Genomic DNA, 15173 nt, shown 5'->3' with positions numbered 1-15173 from the left:
GCGTTCTGGGCGAAGATGAATCGCTCATCGACTACTTCTGTCCAGCCTGTCTTTACTGATCAACCTGAAGGTTGGCAAACAGGATCAGGCGATGGCCTTGACAGCGGTCAGGACCTTGTCCTGCAGGCTCTGCGGGATCGGCACGTAACCCTTGTCCCCGAGCGGCTTCTGGCCGTCCGTGGCGGCGACGGTCAGGAAGGCCTTGACGGCCTTGGCGACCTCGGCGTCGGCGTACTTCGAGCAGACGATCTCGTAGGTGGCGAGGATGACCGGGTACGCGCCCGCGACGTTGCTGCCGTAGATCGCGTCGAGGTCGAGGGCGAGGTCGTTCGAGCCCTCCTTCTTGAACTTCGCCGCGTCGAGGGACTTGGCGACGTTCGCCGCGGTCAGCTCGACACCGCCGGAGCCGCTGTCGATCAGGGCGGAGTTGAGGCCGTCCTTCGCGAAGGCGGACTCGACGTAGGTGATGGCGCCGTCGGTGGCCTTGACCGCGCTGGCCACACCGTTGGACTTCTCGGCACCGTTACCGACGCCACCGTTGAACTTCTTGCCGTCGCCCTGGGTCCAGGCGCCCTTCGAGGCGACCTTCAGGTACTTCTGGAAGTTGTCGGTGGTGCCCGACTCGTCGGTGCGGGAGATGACCTGGATCGGCTTGTCCGGCAGGTTGACGCTCTCGTTGCCCTTGACCGCCTTGATGGCCGGGTCGTTCCACTTGGTGATGCCGCCGTTGAAGATCTTGGCGGTGACCTCGGGGGTCAGGGTCAGCTTGTCGACCCCGGAAACCTTGTAGGCGACCGCGACCGGGCCGATGACGAGCGGGAGGTTCCACGCGTCGGAGGCGCAGCGGGCCTTGGCCTTGTCGGCTTCCTCACCGGACTTGAGCGGCGAGTCGGATCCGGCGAAGTCGACCTGGTTGCCGTTGAACTGCTTGACGCCGGCGCCCGAACCGCTGGGGTTGTAGTTCACCTTCTGGCCGGAGCACTTGGCGGCGTAGGCCTGCACGAAGATGTCGATCGCCGTCTTCTGGGCGGACGAGCCCTCGGCCGAAAGCGGGTTCTTGCCGCCGCAATCGACGTCGGCCGTGCCGCTGGGCGCGGCGGCGGCACCGGTGCTGCCGGGCTTGGTCGCCGCCGGGTCGGATCCACAGGCGCCGAGCACGAGGGCGGCGGTGGCCACGATGCCGATCGCGCCCGCGGGCCGCATGATCTTCACTGCATTTCCTCCACTGGGAGACTTTCGCCGGATCGGTGGAACGGGAGCGTTCCTTCCGGACCCGGACACTAAGCACCGACAGTGGACAGGCGGCCGTCAGAGGGTGAACGACAAGTGAACAAGGCGGCCGATGTGAGCAGCGCGACTACTCCGAAAGTGGTCCGTGTCCCGGCCGTGACCTGCGCGTCTGCTCTCCGTGACCGGTCAAGTGCCGCACGTGTGAACACGGTTACCGAGCGTATTGAACGTCTACCTCGTATCGAGTGAAGCCGAGCTTCGAATAAACGGCGAGTGCGGGGGCGTTGTCGCCTTCGACGTACAAGATCACTTGGCCGAGTCCGCGATCGCGGAGATACCGCAGCCCGGCGAGCGTGAGCGCCTTGCCGAGGCCGCCGCCCTGCGCGTCCGGATCGATGCCGACGACGTAGACCTCGCCTGCGGGCTCGCCGCCGAACCGGCCGGGAACGGCCCCGTGGACCTTCGTCCAGTGGAAGCCGACGACCTCACCGTTCTCCTCGGCGAGGAAGAAGCCTTCGGGGTCGAACCAGGCCTCGGTCTCGGTCGCGCGGACGTCGTCGGCGGTCAGTGCGCCTTGTTCGGGATGCCAGTCGAAGGCACGCGCGTTGACGCGGACCATCGCTTCCTCGTCCTGGCCGGGTACGAAGGTGCGCAGTGTGACGCCTTCGCGCGTCACGGGTTCCGGCCAATCGGCTGCTTCGACGTCCGCGTGCAGGATCAGCAGTTCCCGCGCGCGCTCGAAGCCTTCGGTACCGGCGAGGTGGACCGCGGCGGGGTGATCGCCGTGCGCCCAGACGCGCAGCGGCTTCCCCTCGACGTGGTCGACGAGCGCCTTGGTGAGCGCCCTGCCGTGCCCGGAGCGGCGGTGCCCGGGATGAACGAAAAGCTCGGCGACCTGGTTTCCGTGCGAATCGCCTTCGGTGTCCAGGTGCGCGTACGCGACCAACTCGCCGTCGACATGTCCCAAAAGATGCTGTCCACCGGCGAAACCGGTGTCCTCGGGGCGGCCGTCGGCCTCACGTACGGCAAGCAGGAAACGGCGGATCTCTTCCGTTTCCGGTTCACCGGTCCACAGCAGTTCGAGCATGAAACCGACACTACCGGGGAACCCGTGGGGCGCCCGGGCGTCTTGTCAGTGTCTGTCGCAGGCAGGAGAGGGGACTCAGTGCGAGGAAAGCTCGCTCGGCTCGTAGACGCTCGCGTCCGGGGCGATGGCCTGCTTGGCCACGGCAGCAGTGCCTTTGGCGGGCCGCTCGAACTTGTAACCGACGTTGCGCACGGTCCCGATCATCTGCTCGTGCTCGGGCCCGAGCTTCGCGCGCAGGCGCCGGACGTGGACGTCGACCGTGCGCGTGCCGCCGAAGAAGTCGTAGCCCCAGACCTCCTGCAGCAGCTGGGCGCGGGTGAACACCCGGCCGGCGTGCTGCGCGAGGTACTTGAGAAGTTCGAACTCCTTGTAGGTGAGTTCGAGGGTGCGCTTGCGCAGTTTCGCGGTGTACGTCGCCTCGTCGATGACCAGTTCGCCGACCCGGAGCTCGGCGTCGACCTGCGCGGAAGCGCCGTCGCGGGTGGTGACCAGCCGCAGCCGCGCGTCGACCTCGGCGGGACCCGCGGTCGGGAGGAGGATGTCGTCGGTGCGCCATTCCGCGCTGACCGCGACCAAGCCGCCTTCGCCGACGACGGCGATGACCGGCGTGGAGGTCTCGTCCTCACCGGCGCCCTTGAGCAGGCGGCAGAGGCTCTTCGCGGAGGCGAGATCGCTGCGGGCGTCGAGGACGATGACGTCGCGGTGGCCCGCGTCGAGCAGTGCGGTCACTTCCGGAGCACGGACGCGTACGGTGTGGGGCAGCAGATCCAGGGCGGGGAGCACCGTGGTGGCATCTGCTTCCGGGGTCAGTACCAGAAGGTCCAGGCTCATCGCCGCACCGCCTTCAATCGTGGTCGCCTCGAACGTGGCTACAGCCGGTGCTTAGTGAGAATAGCGGGTGAACAGCCGAGGACCTACCCCGTGCTGGATCGATCACACCTGGCCAAAGAGGTTTACGAAGGAGATTCGACGCAATGGTGAGCAGGCCCGTGGCGCATGACGACCGACCGTCCCCCGGCCGGTCCGCCAAGCGAGGAAAGCGCCGTGGCCGGGGCTGGCTCATCGCCCTCGCGGTGCTGGTGGTGCTGCTGGTCGGGGCCGATTTCGGGGCGGCGGCGTTCGCCGAGCACACGATCTCCCAGAAGACCCGCGAACAGCTGGCTCTACCCAACGATCCGGCCGTCACGGTGCACGGTTTCCCGTTCCTGACCCAGGCCCTTTCCGGTGACTACAGTCACATCACCATCAACGCCCAGGGCGTCGCCGTCCCGCCGAAGCTGCGGGACGTGGACTTCATCGCCGACATGAGTGACGTCACGGCGCCGCTGTCGGATCTGACGTCCGGCAACACGAAGTCGATCGTCATCGGCACGCTCAAGGGCGAAGTGACCGTCAAGGCTTCCGACATCGCGAAGCAGGCCCCGCTCGACAAGATCGAGAACCTCAAGATCGAGCCGGTCACCGAGGACTACGTCCGCAACGGCGAGAACGGCCAGAGCGAGACGACGCCGCCGACCACCAACGCGCAGGGCGAACCGATCGACAGTTCCAGCGCGGGCATCCGGCTGTCGGGCAACGTGCAGATCGCCGGACAGAAGGTGGAGATCTTCTGCTTCGCGATGATCGAACTCAAGGGCCAGAAGATCAGCATCGAGCCGAAGCGGTTGCAGTTCGGGAATGACAAGGAGACCACCGTCGTTCCCCAAGCGGTACAGGACGCGCTGCTGCCGAACTTCAACGCGACCATCGACACCGGCGCGATGCCGTTCTCGGTGACCCCGACGTCGGTACGCGTGAACAGCGGCTCGGTGACCATCAAGGGTGAAGGCAAGAACGTCGCCTTCAGCGGAGCGAAGCCACAGGGGTGACTTGCGGATGACCGGGGTGTGGGTGCTGCTGGGCGTACTGGTGCTCGGCGGCGTGGCGGGCGCGCTGCTCCAGGCGCGCAACGGCCGCATCCGCGCGGCGAAGACAGGCGCGCCCGCACTGCCCGGCCGCGTCTCGGACGCCCTCGCGCCCGAAGGCGTCACCCTGGTCCAGATCTCGACGACGTTCTGCGCGCCGTGCCGCCACACCCGCGTGATCCTGTCGGCGCTCGCGGACAAGACCGACGGCCTCACGCACGTCGATCTGGACGTCACCGAGACCCCCGAAGTCGCTCAAGCACTTTCGATATTGCGGACTCCGACGACGCTGGCGTTGACGCCGGACGGCCGGGAGGTTTTCCGCGTCGGCGGCGTTCCCCGAGGTCAGGAGCTTCTCGAAGCCCTGAAACCCCATCTGGCGAACGTCTGATCCCGAATTTTGGGATGCGTCCCAAGGTGTGAACACGGTTCCCAACCTGAGGGAGCTCTGCGTACCCTCGTGCCCGTGAACAGGCTGCCCCGAACCTTGCTGACCCAGCGCCGCGCAGTGGATCTGTGCCGCGTTCGCAGCAGCCTGTGTCCGGCTGAGCCCGGCGTTCGCTGAACGCGTCTTCAAAGCCGCTGCGCGTGCCCTTCCGGCACGCACCTTCCCTCTCGTTCGCAGGAGGAACCATGTCCGCAGGACCGGCCGTCGACCCCCGTGGTCCGCGTTTCGCCGCCATCCTGACGACGATCGTGCTCGCGGTCGTGCTCATCACCCAGTGGTGGCCACTGCTCGCGGCGCAGGCGGTGGTGTTCGCGATCGGGGCCTTCATCGGGCTCAAGCCGGCGCCGTACTCCCTCCTCTACCGCTACCTGGTCGCGCCGCGGCTCGGCCCGACCACCGAACGCGAGGACGCCGCCCCGCTGCGGTTCGCGCAGGCCGTCGGGTTCGTGTTCGCCGTCGTCGGCACCGTCGGCTTCGCCACCGGGTCGACCGCGCTCGGGTTCGTCGCGACGGCGTTCGCGCTGCTCGCGGCCTTCCTCAACGCGGCGTTCGACTTCTGTCTCGGTTGCGAGATGTACCTGCTCATCAAACGTTTCAGCCCCAGCCCTCGCGCGTCCTAACCCAGAAAGAGAGTCAGCTCCATGAGCCGTGAAGACGTCCTGGTCACCACCCAGTGGGCCGAGGAGAACCTGGACACCCCGGGTGTCGTGTTCATCGAGGTCGACGAGGACACGACCGCGTACGACAACGGACACATCCGCGGTGCGGTGAAGTTCGACTGGCGCAAGGACCTGCAGGACGGGGTCCGCCGCGACTTCGTCGACAAGGAGGGCTTCGAGAAGCTGCTGTCCGAGAAGGGCATCTCGAACGACGACCGCGTGATCCTCTACGGCGGCAACAACAACTGGTTCGCCGCGTACGCATACTGGTACTTCAAGCTCTACGGCCACGAGAACGTGCAGCTGCTCGACGGCGGCCGCAAGAAGTGGGAGCTCGACGGCCGCGAGCTGAACTCCGAGGACGTCAAGCGCGAGCCTGCCGAGTACAAGGCCAAGGAGCAGGACCTTTCGATCCGCGCGTTCCGCGACGAGGTCGTCCAGGCCATCGGCTCCAGCAACTTCGTCGACGTGCGTTCGCCCGACGAGTTCTCCGGCAAGCTGCTCGCCCCGGCGCACCTGCCGCAGGAGCAGTCGCAGGTCCCCGGCCACATCCCGGGCGCGCTGAACGTCCCGTGGGCGAAGGTCGCCAACGAGGACGGCACCTTCAAGACCGAGGAAGAGATCAAGGAGCTGTACTCCGACGAGGGCCTCGACGAGTCGAAGTCCACGATCGCGTACTGCCGGATCGGCGAGCGTTCGTCCATCGCGTGGTTCGCGCTGCACGAGCTCCTCGGCTACGACGCCGTGAAGAACTACGACGGTTCATGGACGGAATACGGCTCGCTCGTCGGCGTGCCGGTCGAGTTGGGAGCTAAGTGATGGCCAGCAACGACACTGACAGCTGCGGCGCACCGGTCCAGGAGGCCACGCCCGCCGATTACGACACCCGCGGCCAGGTCGTGCTGGCAGGCAAGGTGACCGGTTCGGAGGGCCCCGTCGGCGGCGCCTTCGTGCGGTTGCTGGACGGCGGCGGCGACTTCACCGGCGAGGTGGTCTCGTCGGCCGACGGCGACTTCCGCTTCTACGCGGCCCCCGGCGACTGGACTGTGCGCGCGCTGCACCGCTCCGGCAACGGCGAGGCCTCGGTGACCGCCCAGGGCCCCGGCGTCCACCAGCTGGCGATCGCTGTGTCTTAGGTCGCGCGCTGACGGAAACGCGCCGAAGGGGCGTCGTTCCGCATCCACCTCACGGTGAGTGCGGAAGGCGCCCCTTCATCGCGTTTCCGTGGGCCTTCGGCCCCAAAGAGGCGCGCGACGTGAAGTCTCCGTCGGGCGCGGAGCGCCCTTTGGGAGACCGTGTGGCCACTACCACCACCCCTTCGCGGCGCCGCGCGTCAGGCCAGGGACTATTCTCCGTGGCGTGGAGATCCTGTTTACGACCTTGCTGGTGCTCGCCGGCGTCGCGATCACCTGGTTCGCCGTGTACGTCGTCTACCGGCTTTACGCGGACCAGCGCTGACCGATGACGGCTAATGGCGACGAGGCCATCCAGGCCGCGGAGAAGCGCGCGGAAAACACGCGCGACCGGAACCTTCCGCAGTTCGACGACATGCCCATCCCGGGCGACACGGCGAACCTGCGCGAAGGAGCGAACCTCAACGACGCCTGCCTGGCGCTGCTGCCGCTCGTCGGCGTCTGGCGCGGCGAGGGCGAGGTCGACTACCCGACCATCGAAGGCCCGTACCGGTTCGGCATGCAGCTGACCATCGCGCACGACGGCCGCCCGTTCCTCATCCACGAGGCGCGTGCCTGGCTGCTCGACGAGGACGGCAAGGTCATCCGTCCGGCCGCGCGGGAATCCGGGTTCTGGCGTCCGCAGGCGGACGACACGATCGAACTGCTGCTGACCCACAACACCGGCATCGTGGAACTCTTCTACGGCAAGCCGCGTGGCAAGGCCTCGGTTCCCGCCTGGGAGCTGGGCACCGACGCGGTCGTCCGCTCGTCGAGCGCCAAGGACGTCACGGCATCGCAGCGGCTCTACGGCATCGTCAACGGCGAACTCGGCTATGTCGAGGAGCGCGCCATGATGGGCCAGGAACTCCAGCCGCACACGTCGGCGCTGCTGCGTCGCGTGGTGGGCTGACCCTCTTTCCATGCGGTGGCGTGCCTACGGCGAGCACGCCGCCCTGCTCGACTGCGATTCCCTGGCACAGACGATCGCGGCACACGCCGCGATTTCGTCCGCGCGCCCGCCGGGGATCGCCGAACTCGTCCCCGGCGCCCGCAGCCTGCTCGTGGTGGAAACGCCTGGCTCCGGCGCTCTCGCGGCCGCCCGTGACCTGCTGGCGGACGCCGATCTCGAACATCCGCCCGAAGGCGAACCCGGGGAGATCACTCTCGACGTCGCCTACGACGGCGAGGATCTCGAACTCGTCGCGCGGGACGCCGGAGTGTCCACTGAGGACGTCGTCCGGCTGCACACCGGCGCCGTCTACACCGTGGCCTTCACCGGCTTCGCGCCGGGATTCGGTTACCTGACAGGACTTCCCGAGCCGCTGCGCCAGCCACGGCTGTCGACTCCGCGCACTCGCGTGCCGCCGGGTTCGGTCGGGATCGCGGGCGAGTTCACCGGCGTCTACCCGCGCGTCTCGCCCGGTGGCTGGCGGCTGATCGGCCACACCCGGACCGTCCTGTTCGATCCGCGCGCCGACCCGCCCGCGCTGCTGTCGCCCGGCGACCGGGTGCGGTTCCGGAGTGCGGGATGAGGGCGCTCGAAGTGGTCGAGACCGGCCCGCTCGCGCTGATCCAGGACCTCGGCAGGCCCGGTTACGCGCATCTCGGTGTCCCGCCGTCCGGCGCGTTGGACGTCCCGGCGCTGAAACTGGCCAACCGGCTCGTCGGCAACGCCGAGGACGCCGCGGGCGTCGAGTGCCTGTTCGGCGGACTGCGACTGCGCGCGTCGGCGTCCTGCACCGTCGCGGTGACCGGCCCGGCCGTCGGCGTCGAGGTCGACGGACGCGACGTCGGTTCCCACGCGCCGGTGTGGCTGGCCGCGGGCCAGGTCGTGTCGATCGGCGCACCCGCCACCGGTTTGCGGTGCTACCTGGCGGTTTCCGGCGGCATCACGGTCGCCGCGGAACTCGGCAGCCGCTCGCGGGACGTCCTTTCGGAGATCGGGCCCGCGCCGCTGAAGGCGGGCGACGTCCTCCCTCTCGGCGTGCCGTCCGTGTCCGGAGGCGCCGACGTCGTCTCGCCCGCGATGGCTCCGGCGGAGATCGTCGTACTGGTCGCCCCGGGGCCGCGGGCGCATTGGTTCGAAACCCTGGCGGCCGGGCTCGCGAAGACCTGGACGGTGACGGCGGAATCCAACCGCGTCGGGCTCCGGCTCGACGGGCCGGCCTTGGCTCGCGGGGACGAATACGCGGAGCGGGAACTGCCGAGCGAAGGCCTGTTGACCGGCGCCGTCCAGGTGCCGCCGAACGGGTTGCCGGTGGTGTTCTTGGCGGATCATCCAACTACCGGTGGTTACCCGGTGGCGGCCGTGGTGAGACAGGCGTCACTCCCGGCACTCGCGCAGGCCCGACCCGGAACCCTTCTCCGCTTTCACTCGTCCACGAAGGTGTGGAACAGGTAACGGTCGACGGTGGCACAGGTGTCATCGACACAACTTCGGTCCCCACCCAGCCCGAACTCCCGCAGTCGCTGCGGATCGCGCTGGCCACCGGTCAGATGCGGCGTCCGCTCGGCGACACGCTCCGCCCGCTTCTCGATCTCTTCGCCGACGGCGAATACCAGGTCACCGGACCCGAACGACTCGCCGAGGACCGCTACCTGACCCCGAGCGCCGACTGGCCGCCCGCCGACGTGTCCCGGGTCGGCTACTACCGGACGGCGATCAAGAGCGGGCACCGGCCGGTCGCGGTCGTACTGGAGACCACCGGCGCGGCGGTGATCCTCGACGGGCACCACAAGATCGCGGCCTACCGCGAAGAAGCGATCCTGCCGCACCTGCTGATCATCAGCCCGCTGGGTTGACGGACACCCCACGGTTCCGCGATCCCCAGACCCGGATCGGCGATCTCGCGGACGAGCCGATCCTGGTCGCCTGCCCGCGCTGCTCGCGCTGTGCCTCGGTCACACCCGAACGGCTGACCTGCGCCGGCTGCGCCCTGGTGCGCTTTCCCCCCGACCCCGACTATCGCGCCTGGAACCGGCCGATCGACCCGTTCTTCCGCGAACCGCTGTGGCTGCGAGCCGACTGCTGTGGCGGGCACACCCTCTGGGCGTTCCACGTCAGCCACCTGGACCTGATCGAACGGTTCGTCGCGGCGACGCTGAGGGAACGCGGACTCGGGGATCGTCCCGGCCTGACCTTGGTCGCGCGACTGCCCGCGTGGATGACGGCGGCGAAGCACCGGGACGAAGTCCTCCGGACCATCGCCAAGCTGCGGACGACGCTCAGCTGATCGCGTACTCGCTCTCGTACGCGGCGGCCAGTTCGGCGTGGATCGCGCTGGAGTCGGTGAGCGCGACGCCGTCGAGCGTGTGCACCCTGGTCAGCTTGCGGACCGACGAGGCGAGGAACAGCCCCTCGCCCTCGATGAGGTCCGAGACCTTGAGCGGCTCGACCTTGACCGACCAGCCCGCCCGCTCGGCACCCCGGAACAGCGCCGCCTGCGTCGTGCCGGGCAGGATGCCGATGGTCGCCGGCGGTGTGTAGATCGTCCTCTCCTTCGCGAGGACGACCGTCGAAGTCGGTCCTTCGAAGACCGAACCGTCGGCGGCGGTGAAAATCACATCGCTCGCGCCGCGGCGGCCCGCCTCCCGCAGCGCGGCCATGTTGACGCCGTACGAAATCGACTTCGCGCCCAGCAGCAGCCACGGCGCGCGCTCGGCGAGATCGGGCTCGATACCGCGCTCGAGGGTGATCGCCGCGACGCCTTCGACACGGGCCCGCTGGACCTTCTCGTCGATCTCGACACCGAGCGCGAACCCGAACGGCTTCGCTTCCGGATCGCCGTCGATTCCCCTGGTGTACACCAGTTTCAGCGCGATTTCGGCCGGGCCGGACCAGTTGTCGATGACGGTCTGCGCGGCGCGTTCCCAGTCCGCGAGGTCCGGCTCCGGCAGGTCGAGCATGGCCGCGGACCGGGCCAGCCGCTCGAGGTGCGGGCGGAGCTCACGAGGGCGACCGTCGACGACGAGGATCGTCTCGAACACGCCGTCACCGCGAAGCAGCCCGAGGTCGTCTACCCGCAGGTGAGCGGCTTCGGGGTCGGCCAGGGTCCCGTCGAGAAAGGCAAGCACGCGCATGGGGACACGGTACTCACTAGCATGGGTTTCATGCCCTACCGCTCCCCCCTGCTCGACCTTCCCGGACCGATCGCGGCTCCCGACGGGCATCCCGAAGAGGGTGTCCCGTGGCATTGGGGAGACCCTTTCGCCGAGCAGCGGACGGCCGCGCGCGGCGCGGTCGTGATCGACCGTTCGCATCGCGAGATCCTGGCCGTGACCGGGGAAGAACGGTTGTCCTGGCTGCATTTGGTGATCTCGCAGCACGTCACCGGGCTCGCCGAAGGCACCGGCACCGAGGCGCTCGTCCTGGACAGCCTCGGCCGCGTCGACACCCACATGGTCGTCGCGCACGCGGACGGCACGGTGTGGCTGGACAGCGACCGGGGCGCGGTGGCCACCAGCGCGCTGCCGTCCGGCGGCAAGCAGACCCTGCGTGACTACCTCGAAGCGATGAAGTTCTGGTCCAAAGTGGACATCCGCGATGTCTCCGACGAACTGGCGTTGCTGACCGTCCTCGGACCCGAGGCGGACCGTGTGCTGGCCGCCGTGGATGTTTCCTTGGGCTCGGACCCGTACTCGGTCGTGCCGATCCCCGGCGGTTTCGCGCGACGGATGCCGTGGCCCGGACGGCACAGCGTCGACCTCGCCGTGCCCCGCGCCGAACTCGCCGACTGGTGGCGCCGCCTGACCGACGCGGGCGCGCGCCCCGCGGGCAGCTGGGCGTTCGACGCGCTGCGGGTCGAATCGCTGCGGCCGCGGCTGGGCCTCGACACCGACGACCGCACGATCCCGCACGAGGTGAACTGGGTCGACTCCGCCGCGCACGTGGCGAAGGGCTGCTACCGCGGACAGGAGACCGTCGCGAAGGTCCACAACGTCGGGCGGCCGCCGCGGTACATGGCGCTGCTGCACCTGGACGGTTCCCCGGAGATCACGCCGGAAACCGGCGACCCGGTGCTGCTGGGCGAGCGGACGGTCGGCCGCGTCGGCAGCGTGGTGCAGCACCACGAACTGGGCCCGATCGCGCTGGCGCTGGTCAAACGCTCGACTCAGCCGGGCGCGGAACTGCTGGTCGGCGCCGAGGACCGCGTCGTACAGGCGGCCATCGACCCGGACTCCGTGCCGGGCGAAGCTCCGGCTCCCGGACGGGAAGCGGCTCAGCGACTGCGGGGTTGAGCGGTCTTCTGCGGGCTTGCCGCTCGCGCGGGCTTGCGTTGCTTGCGCGGGCTTGCGTTGCTTGCGCGGGCTTGCGTTGCTTGCGCGGGCTTGCCGGTTGCGTCCCCGTTCCCGGCGTGGTCCGTGAAGGCCTCCTTGAGGGACTCTGGGTCCCTCAAGGAGGCCTTCACGGACCTGCGGCACGTCACTTTCGCCTCACCGGTCACAGCGGCCTCACTCGTCACATCGACCGCGCGTGATGGCCCCCTGCCCTCGGCTGAGCGCTGGAAACTCGCCCTTCGCTCGCGCCCAAGTACATGAAGGCCCCCTTCCTTGCGCTAGGCGCAATAAAGGGGGCCTTCATGTACTACCCACCGCACCCCGTCCACCACAGCCATCCACAAGTTGTCCACAACCCCATCCACCTGTGGACAACCTCGCCGACCAGCACTTTCCCGCCCCCACCCCCGGTAGACTGGACCAGGGGCCGCCCCCGGGACGGGTGGGGGGCGCGCTCTGGAAGAAACCGAAAGAGCAGCGCGGCGGCAGAGGGTGTCGTGAGGGACAGAGATCCTTGTGGTATCGCTCCCTGCGGAACATTTCCGCAGGAGCGCGATAAGCTACGCGGGTGATCGAAGTCCGGCCCGGTGGTCGCCGTCGTATCGACCGCGTGCTCGGCCCTGGGTATCTCAGCGACCTCGGCGAGCTGACCCTTTCCGTGCTGCGCGAGCGCCGTGACGAGGCGGCGCAGGAGGAGACCGACCTGTCGTACCTGCGGCGTCTGCTGCACGCGCGGATCGACATCGTGCGGGCCGAGCAGAAGCGCCGGATTTCGGGCGGTGACGAGAGCAGCGTCGTCGAGCGGCTGGCCGCGATCCTGGCGGACAACGCGATCGGCCCGGCCACGGGTTCGGGCAGGCATCAGCGGCTGGAGCCGTCTCGTGCCGGCGAGCATCGGCGGTTCGCCGAGGCGCTCATCGGTGACACGGATCTTTCCGATGTCAGCACGTTGTCGGACGAGAAGCTGGTCAACGCGCTCAACCGGTACGCCGACGAAGAGGTCTCGGTCTCTTCGTACCGCCGCGAGGTGCAGGGCGTGATGGACACGATCAACGCCGAGATCGCGACCCGTTACCGCAAGGGCACGGCATCGGTCGACGACCTGCTCGACACCGAACGCGGCGGGTCCGAGTGACGAATCCTGTCCTGGTCGAGGTCGTCCGGTCCGGTTTCGTGGAGAGCACGCACCGCGGCGCGGTCGTGATCACCGCCCCGGACGGGTCAGTGCGGTTCGCCGCGGGCGACATCGAGCGGCCGGTGTACCCGCGCTCGTCCAACAAACCCCTGCAAGCCGTCGGGATGCTCCGCGCCGGTCTCACGATCGGCGACGAAGAACTCGCGCTGGGCTGCGGATCGCACAACGGCGAGCCCGGCCACGTCGAGGGCGCCTTGTCGATGCTTTCCCTCGCGGGGCTGACCGAGGACGCGCTGGCCTGCCCGCCCGCCTTCCCGCTGCACGAGCCGAGCATGCTGGCCGTGGCCTCGGCAGGGAAACGCCGCGCCGCCATGAACTGCTCCGGCAAGCACGCCGCGATGCTCATGACCTGCGCGCAGCTCGGCTGGCCGACCAAGGATTACGCGGCCGCGACCCATCCGCTGCAAAAGGTCGTCCAGGCCACGGTGGCCGACCTCACCAGCGAGACGATCGAAACGGTCGGCGTCGACGGCTGCGGTGCCCCGCTGTTCGCGTTCTCCCTCACTGGCCTCGCCCGGTCCTTCGGCAGGCTGGTCACCGCGATGGGCGGGCCGGACCGCCGCGTCGCCGACGCCGTCCGCGCGCATCCGTGGCACGTCGCGGGCACCGGCCGCGAGGACACCGTGCTGATGCGGAACGTCGAGGGCCTGCTTTCCAAGGGCGGCGCCGAGGGAGTGCACGCGTTCGCCCTCCCGGACGGCACTGCGCTGGCGCTGAAGATCGACGACGGTGCCGCCCGCGCCCGGATCCCGTTGCTGCTCGCGACCCTGCGTCACCTCGGAATCGACCCGGGTGACGAGGCCGGGGGCCTCGCGCGCAACGCGGTCCTGGGTGGCGGGAAACCGGTCGGCGAGCTGAGGGTCGTCACCGGCCTCTTCGGCTAGTTCGCGCGTTCTCGCGCGGCCAGGTCACCCCAGAAGTCCCGCAGGTCGGCGAACAGTTCCGCCAGCTCGTCGACGTTGCCGGTGCGAAGCGCGTCGAGGATGTCGTGAACTTCTTCGGCGGTCGTGTCGGCCTGCAGGATCGCGTCGCCGAAGAGCTGCACGAGACCGCCGTAGTCGAGTTCGACCGCGGAACCGGGGTGGAAGCTGTCGAGCCAGCGTCGCGTTTCGAGCAGCACCCGTCCGGGCCCTGAGTCACCGAAGGTCGCTTCGAGCAGGTCTCCGACCTCGCGAGCACGGTGCCGCGCGTCGGCCATGGACACCCGCCACGACACTTCGCGCTCGGGGTCGTCGCGGCCCTTGCCCAGTTTGACCCGGCGCATGCCGGGATCGAACAGCACGAACCACGGAAGCGGGACGGTCCACGTCGTCGAGAGCGTGTGCGAAGCCGAAGCGGACAAGTCGCCGATGGCGGACTTCGCCCGCGAGCGGATCGTGTCGAGCGACGCTCCACCCGCGTCGAGCACCGCGTTCTTCAGCGCCGGATGCGCGTCGCCGAGGAAGGTCACCAACGCCGCGGCCGAGCGGGCGCGGATCTCCATCGGGCAGATCAGCGGGCCTGGACCCACGTCGCCGTGCTCACCCTCGGGCACGTCTTCGGAGTCCATGACGAGGACATCGGTGATGAGACTGGGCGCGGGCCTGCCGTCCGCGAGTTCGGCGGGCAACAACCGTCCGACGTGCTGTGACTTGAGCCACAGTGCCTGCTCGCGCTCGCCCGCGGCCGAACGATCGAGCCGGGCCGCTTCGACGGCCTCGAGCAGGCGTTCGTCCAGTGGATCCCCCAACGCGAGCAGGGGCTCATAGACGCGGAGGTAAGCCGCGAACGGACGGGGCACACGAGCATCGTGGCACGCCGACCTGCGACTATCGCCACCGACCGGCCGGTAACCGGCGTCCGGTGAACACTGTCGCCACCGGCACACCGTGCCACGTCGCATCCAACCCCCCGGACACGGTACGGTGTCAGCAGGAAATAATTGTCGAGACGATGCGGGGCCGCCGATTCCCCCGGCCGCCCCGCCCCTGTGCGAGGGGGTCGAGCCATGGGGCGCGGCCGGGCTAAGGCCAAGCAGACGAAGGTGGCGCGCGAGCTCAAGTACAGCTCGCACGAAACCGACTTCGATGCTTTGCAGCGCGAGCTGTCCAGTAGTTCCTCGGAAGACAGGCACGAGGACGACAAGCGGTTTGACGACGACCCGTACGACGGGTACGACGACTACCGCCGCTGAGCAACGCGTGACACGCGAGGGTGGA

General features: G+C 68.8%; 19 protein-coding genes. 14 read left to right on the top strand and 5 right to left on the bottom strand.

Going from position 1 to position 15173, the window contains the following annotated elements; translation table 11 throughout:
- Positions 1-84: 84 nt before the first annotated feature.
- From pstS to DL991_RS14925, 3 genes are all read right to left on the bottom strand, one after another.
- A complete protein-coding gene (gene pstS / locus DL991_RS14935; RefSeq protein WP_125784902.1) occupies positions 85-1212 on the bottom strand; it encodes a phosphate ABC transporter substrate-binding protein PstS in 1128 nt (375 codons plus the stop codon).
- 229 nt (positions 1213-1441) lie between these two features.
- Positions 1442-2317: a mycothiol synthase gene (gene mshD, locus DL991_RS14930; protein WP_125784901.1), complete on the bottom strand. Its 876-nt coding sequence runs from the start codon at positions 2315-2317 to the stop codon at positions 1442-1444.
- Positions 2318-2392: 75 nt separating this feature from the next.
- Entirely contained in the window at positions 2393-3148 is a 756-nt protein-coding gene (locus tag DL991_RS14925) for a response regulator transcription factor (RefSeq protein WP_125784900.1), read from the bottom strand.
- Between the two features lie 143 nt (positions 3149-3291).
- Here DL991_RS14925 and DL991_RS14920 point away from each other — a divergent pair, with 143 nt between their 5' ends.
- The 10 genes from DL991_RS14920 (at position 3292) to DL991_RS14875 (ending at position 9736) form a co-directional block, all read left to right on the top strand.
- Positions 3292-4185 carry a DUF2993 domain-containing protein gene (locus DL991_RS14920; RefSeq protein ID WP_125784899.1) on the top strand — a complete coding sequence of 298 codons (894 nt, stop codon included), beginning with the start codon at positions 3292-3294 and terminating at the stop codon, positions 4183-4185.
- 7 nt (positions 4186-4192) lie between these two features.
- Positions 4193-4612: a thioredoxin family protein gene (locus DL991_RS14915; RefSeq protein WP_125784898.1), complete on the top strand. Its 420-nt coding sequence runs from the start codon at positions 4193-4195 to the stop codon at positions 4610-4612.
- A 242-nt stretch (positions 4613-4854) separates the two neighbouring features.
- Positions 4855-5289 carry a DUF4395 domain-containing protein gene (locus DL991_RS14910; RefSeq protein WP_125784897.1) on the top strand — a complete coding sequence of 145 codons (435 nt, stop codon included), beginning with the start codon at positions 4855-4857 and terminating at the stop codon, positions 5287-5289.
- 21 nt (positions 5290-5310) lie between these two features.
- Positions 5311-6147: a sulfurtransferase gene (locus DL991_RS14905; protein ID WP_125784896.1), complete on the top strand. Its 837-nt coding sequence runs from the start codon at positions 5311-5313 to the stop codon at positions 6145-6147.
- Positions 6147-6464, top strand: coding sequence for a DUF1416 domain-containing protein (locus DL991_RS14900; protein ID WP_125784895.1), 318 nt, complete (start codon positions 6147-6149; stop codon positions 6462-6464). Before DL991_RS14905 ends, DL991_RS14900 begins: the two co-directional genes overlap by 1 nt.
- A 325-nt stretch (positions 6465-6789) precedes the next feature.
- On the top strand, positions 6790-7413 hold the full coding sequence (locus tag DL991_RS14895) for an FABP family protein (RefSeq protein WP_125784894.1): 624 nt from the start codon (positions 6790-6792) through the stop codon (positions 7411-7413).
- A 10-nt stretch (positions 7414-7423) separates the two neighbouring features.
- Positions 7424-8035, top strand: a complete 612-nt coding sequence (gene pxpB, locus DL991_RS14890; protein WP_125784893.1) for a 5-oxoprolinase subunit PxpB — start codon at positions 7424-7426, stop codon at positions 8033-8035.
- A complete protein-coding gene (locus DL991_RS14885) occupies positions 8032-8904 on the top strand; it encodes a biotin-dependent carboxyltransferase family protein (RefSeq protein WP_125784892.1) in 873 nt (290 codons plus the stop codon). Before pxpB ends, DL991_RS14885 begins: the two co-directional genes overlap by 4 nt.
- Positions 8892-9305: a hypothetical protein gene (locus tag DL991_RS14880; RefSeq protein WP_125784891.1), complete on the top strand. Its 414-nt coding sequence runs from the start codon at positions 8892-8894 to the stop codon at positions 9303-9305. The genes DL991_RS14885 and DL991_RS14880 overlap by 13 nt, the downstream gene beginning before the upstream one ends.
- The gene (locus tag DL991_RS14875; RefSeq protein WP_125784890.1) at positions 9302-9736 is read left to right on the top strand and encodes a TFIIB-type zinc ribbon-containing protein; all 435 of its coding nucleotides are present in this window, start codon (positions 9302-9304) and stop codon (positions 9734-9736) included. The genes DL991_RS14880 and DL991_RS14875 overlap by 4 nt, the downstream gene beginning before the upstream one ends.
- Here DL991_RS14875 and DL991_RS14870 read toward each other — a convergent pair.
- Positions 9729-10583: an aminodeoxychorismate lyase gene (locus tag DL991_RS14870; RefSeq protein ID WP_125784889.1), complete on the bottom strand. Its 855-nt coding sequence runs from the start codon at positions 10581-10583 to the stop codon at positions 9729-9731. The genes DL991_RS14875 and DL991_RS14870 overlap by 8 nt on opposite strands.
- Positions 10584-10613: 30 nt before the next feature.
- Here DL991_RS14870 and DL991_RS14865 point away from each other — a divergent pair, with 30 nt between their 5' ends.
- The 3 genes from DL991_RS14865 to DL991_RS14855 all read left to right on the top strand — a co-directional run bounded on the left by DL991_RS14865 (position 10614) and on the right by DL991_RS14855 (position 13859).
- Positions 10614-11741 (top strand): folate-binding protein YgfZ, encoded by a 1128-nt coding sequence (locus tag DL991_RS14865; RefSeq protein ID WP_125784888.1) that lies wholly within the window; start codon positions 10614-10616, stop codon positions 11739-11741.
- Between the two features lie 607 nt (positions 11742-12348).
- Positions 12349-12915, top strand: a complete 567-nt coding sequence (locus DL991_RS14860; protein ID WP_125784887.1) for an aerial mycelium formation protein — start codon at positions 12349-12351, stop codon at positions 12913-12915.
- Positions 12912-13859 carry an asparaginase gene (locus DL991_RS14855; protein WP_125784886.1) on the top strand — a complete coding sequence of 316 codons (948 nt, stop codon included), beginning with the start codon at positions 12912-12914 and terminating at the stop codon, positions 13857-13859. Before DL991_RS14860 ends, DL991_RS14855 begins: the two co-directional genes overlap by 4 nt.
- Here the strand turns inward: DL991_RS14855 and DL991_RS14850 are convergent.
- The gene (locus DL991_RS14850) at positions 13856-14755 is read right to left on the bottom strand and encodes a hypothetical protein (protein WP_125784885.1); all 900 of its coding nucleotides are present in this window, start codon (positions 14753-14755) and stop codon (positions 13856-13858) included. The genes DL991_RS14855 and DL991_RS14850 overlap by 4 nt on opposite strands.
- A 207-nt stretch (positions 14756-14962) precedes the next feature.
- Between DL991_RS14850 and DL991_RS14845 the strand changes: the two genes are divergently transcribed.
- The gene (locus DL991_RS14845) at positions 14963-15148 is read left to right on the top strand and encodes a DUF3073 domain-containing protein (protein ID WP_125784884.1); all 186 of its coding nucleotides are present in this window, start codon (positions 14963-14965) and stop codon (positions 15146-15148) included.
- Positions 15149-15173: the final 25 nt, after the last annotated feature.

Origin of the sequence: Amycolatopsis sp. WAC 01375 (genome assembly GCF_003947325.1) — a bacterium.
In the GTDB taxonomy this organism is placed as follows: Bacteria; Actinomycetota; Actinomycetes; order Mycobacteriales; family Pseudonocardiaceae; genus Amycolatopsis.
This window is presented reverse-complemented; position numbering and strand designations above follow the sequence as displayed.

Excerpts from the sequence above, each read along its gene's own strand:
- DL991_RS14865 (WP_125784888.1), top strand. The coding sequence starts at position 10,614 with ATGCCCTACCGCTCCCCCCTGCTCGACCTTCCCGGACCGATCGCGGCT.
- DL991_RS14910 (WP_125784897.1), top strand. The coding sequence starts at position 4,855 with ATGTCCGCAGGACCGGCCGTCGACCCCCGTGGTCCGCGTTTCGCCGCC.
- DL991_RS14900 (WP_125784895.1), top strand. The coding sequence starts at position 6,147 with ATGGCCAGCAACGACACTGACAGCTGCGGCGCACCGGTCCAGGAGGCC.
- pxpB (WP_125784893.1), top strand. The coding sequence starts at position 7,424 with ATGCGGTGGCGTGCCTACGGCGAGCACGCCGCCCTGCTCGACTGCGAT.
- DL991_RS14885 (WP_125784892.1), top strand. The coding sequence starts at position 8,032 with ATGAGGGCGCTCGAAGTGGTCGAGACCGGCCCGCTCGCGCTGATCCAG.
- mshD (WP_125784901.1), bottom strand. The coding sequence starts at position 2,317 with ATGCTCGAACTGCTGTGGACCGGTGAACCGGAAACGGAAGAGATCCGC.
- DL991_RS14915 (WP_125784898.1), top strand. The coding sequence starts at position 4,193 with ATGACCGGGGTGTGGGTGCTGCTGGGCGTACTGGTGCTCGGCGGCGTG.
- DL991_RS14895 (WP_125784894.1), top strand. The coding sequence starts at position 6,790 with ATGACGGCTAATGGCGACGAGGCCATCCAGGCCGCGGAGAAGCGCGCG.
- DL991_RS14845 (WP_125784884.1), top strand. The coding sequence starts at position 14,963 with ATGGGGCGCGGCCGGGCTAAGGCCAAGCAGACGAAGGTGGCGCGCGAG.
- DL991_RS14905 (WP_125784896.1), top strand. The coding sequence starts at position 5,311 with ATGAGCCGTGAAGACGTCCTGGTCACCACCCAGTGGGCCGAGGAGAAC.
- DL991_RS14920 (WP_125784899.1), top strand. The coding sequence starts at position 3,292 with ATGGTGAGCAGGCCCGTGGCGCATGACGACCGACCGTCCCCCGGCCGG.
- DL991_RS14925 (WP_125784900.1), bottom strand. The coding sequence starts at position 3,148 with ATGAGCCTGGACCTTCTGGTACTGACCCCGGAAGCAGATGCCACCACG.
- DL991_RS14870 (WP_125784889.1), bottom strand. The coding sequence starts at position 10,583 with ATGCGCGTGCTTGCCTTTCTCGACGGGACCCTGGCCGACCCCGAAGCC.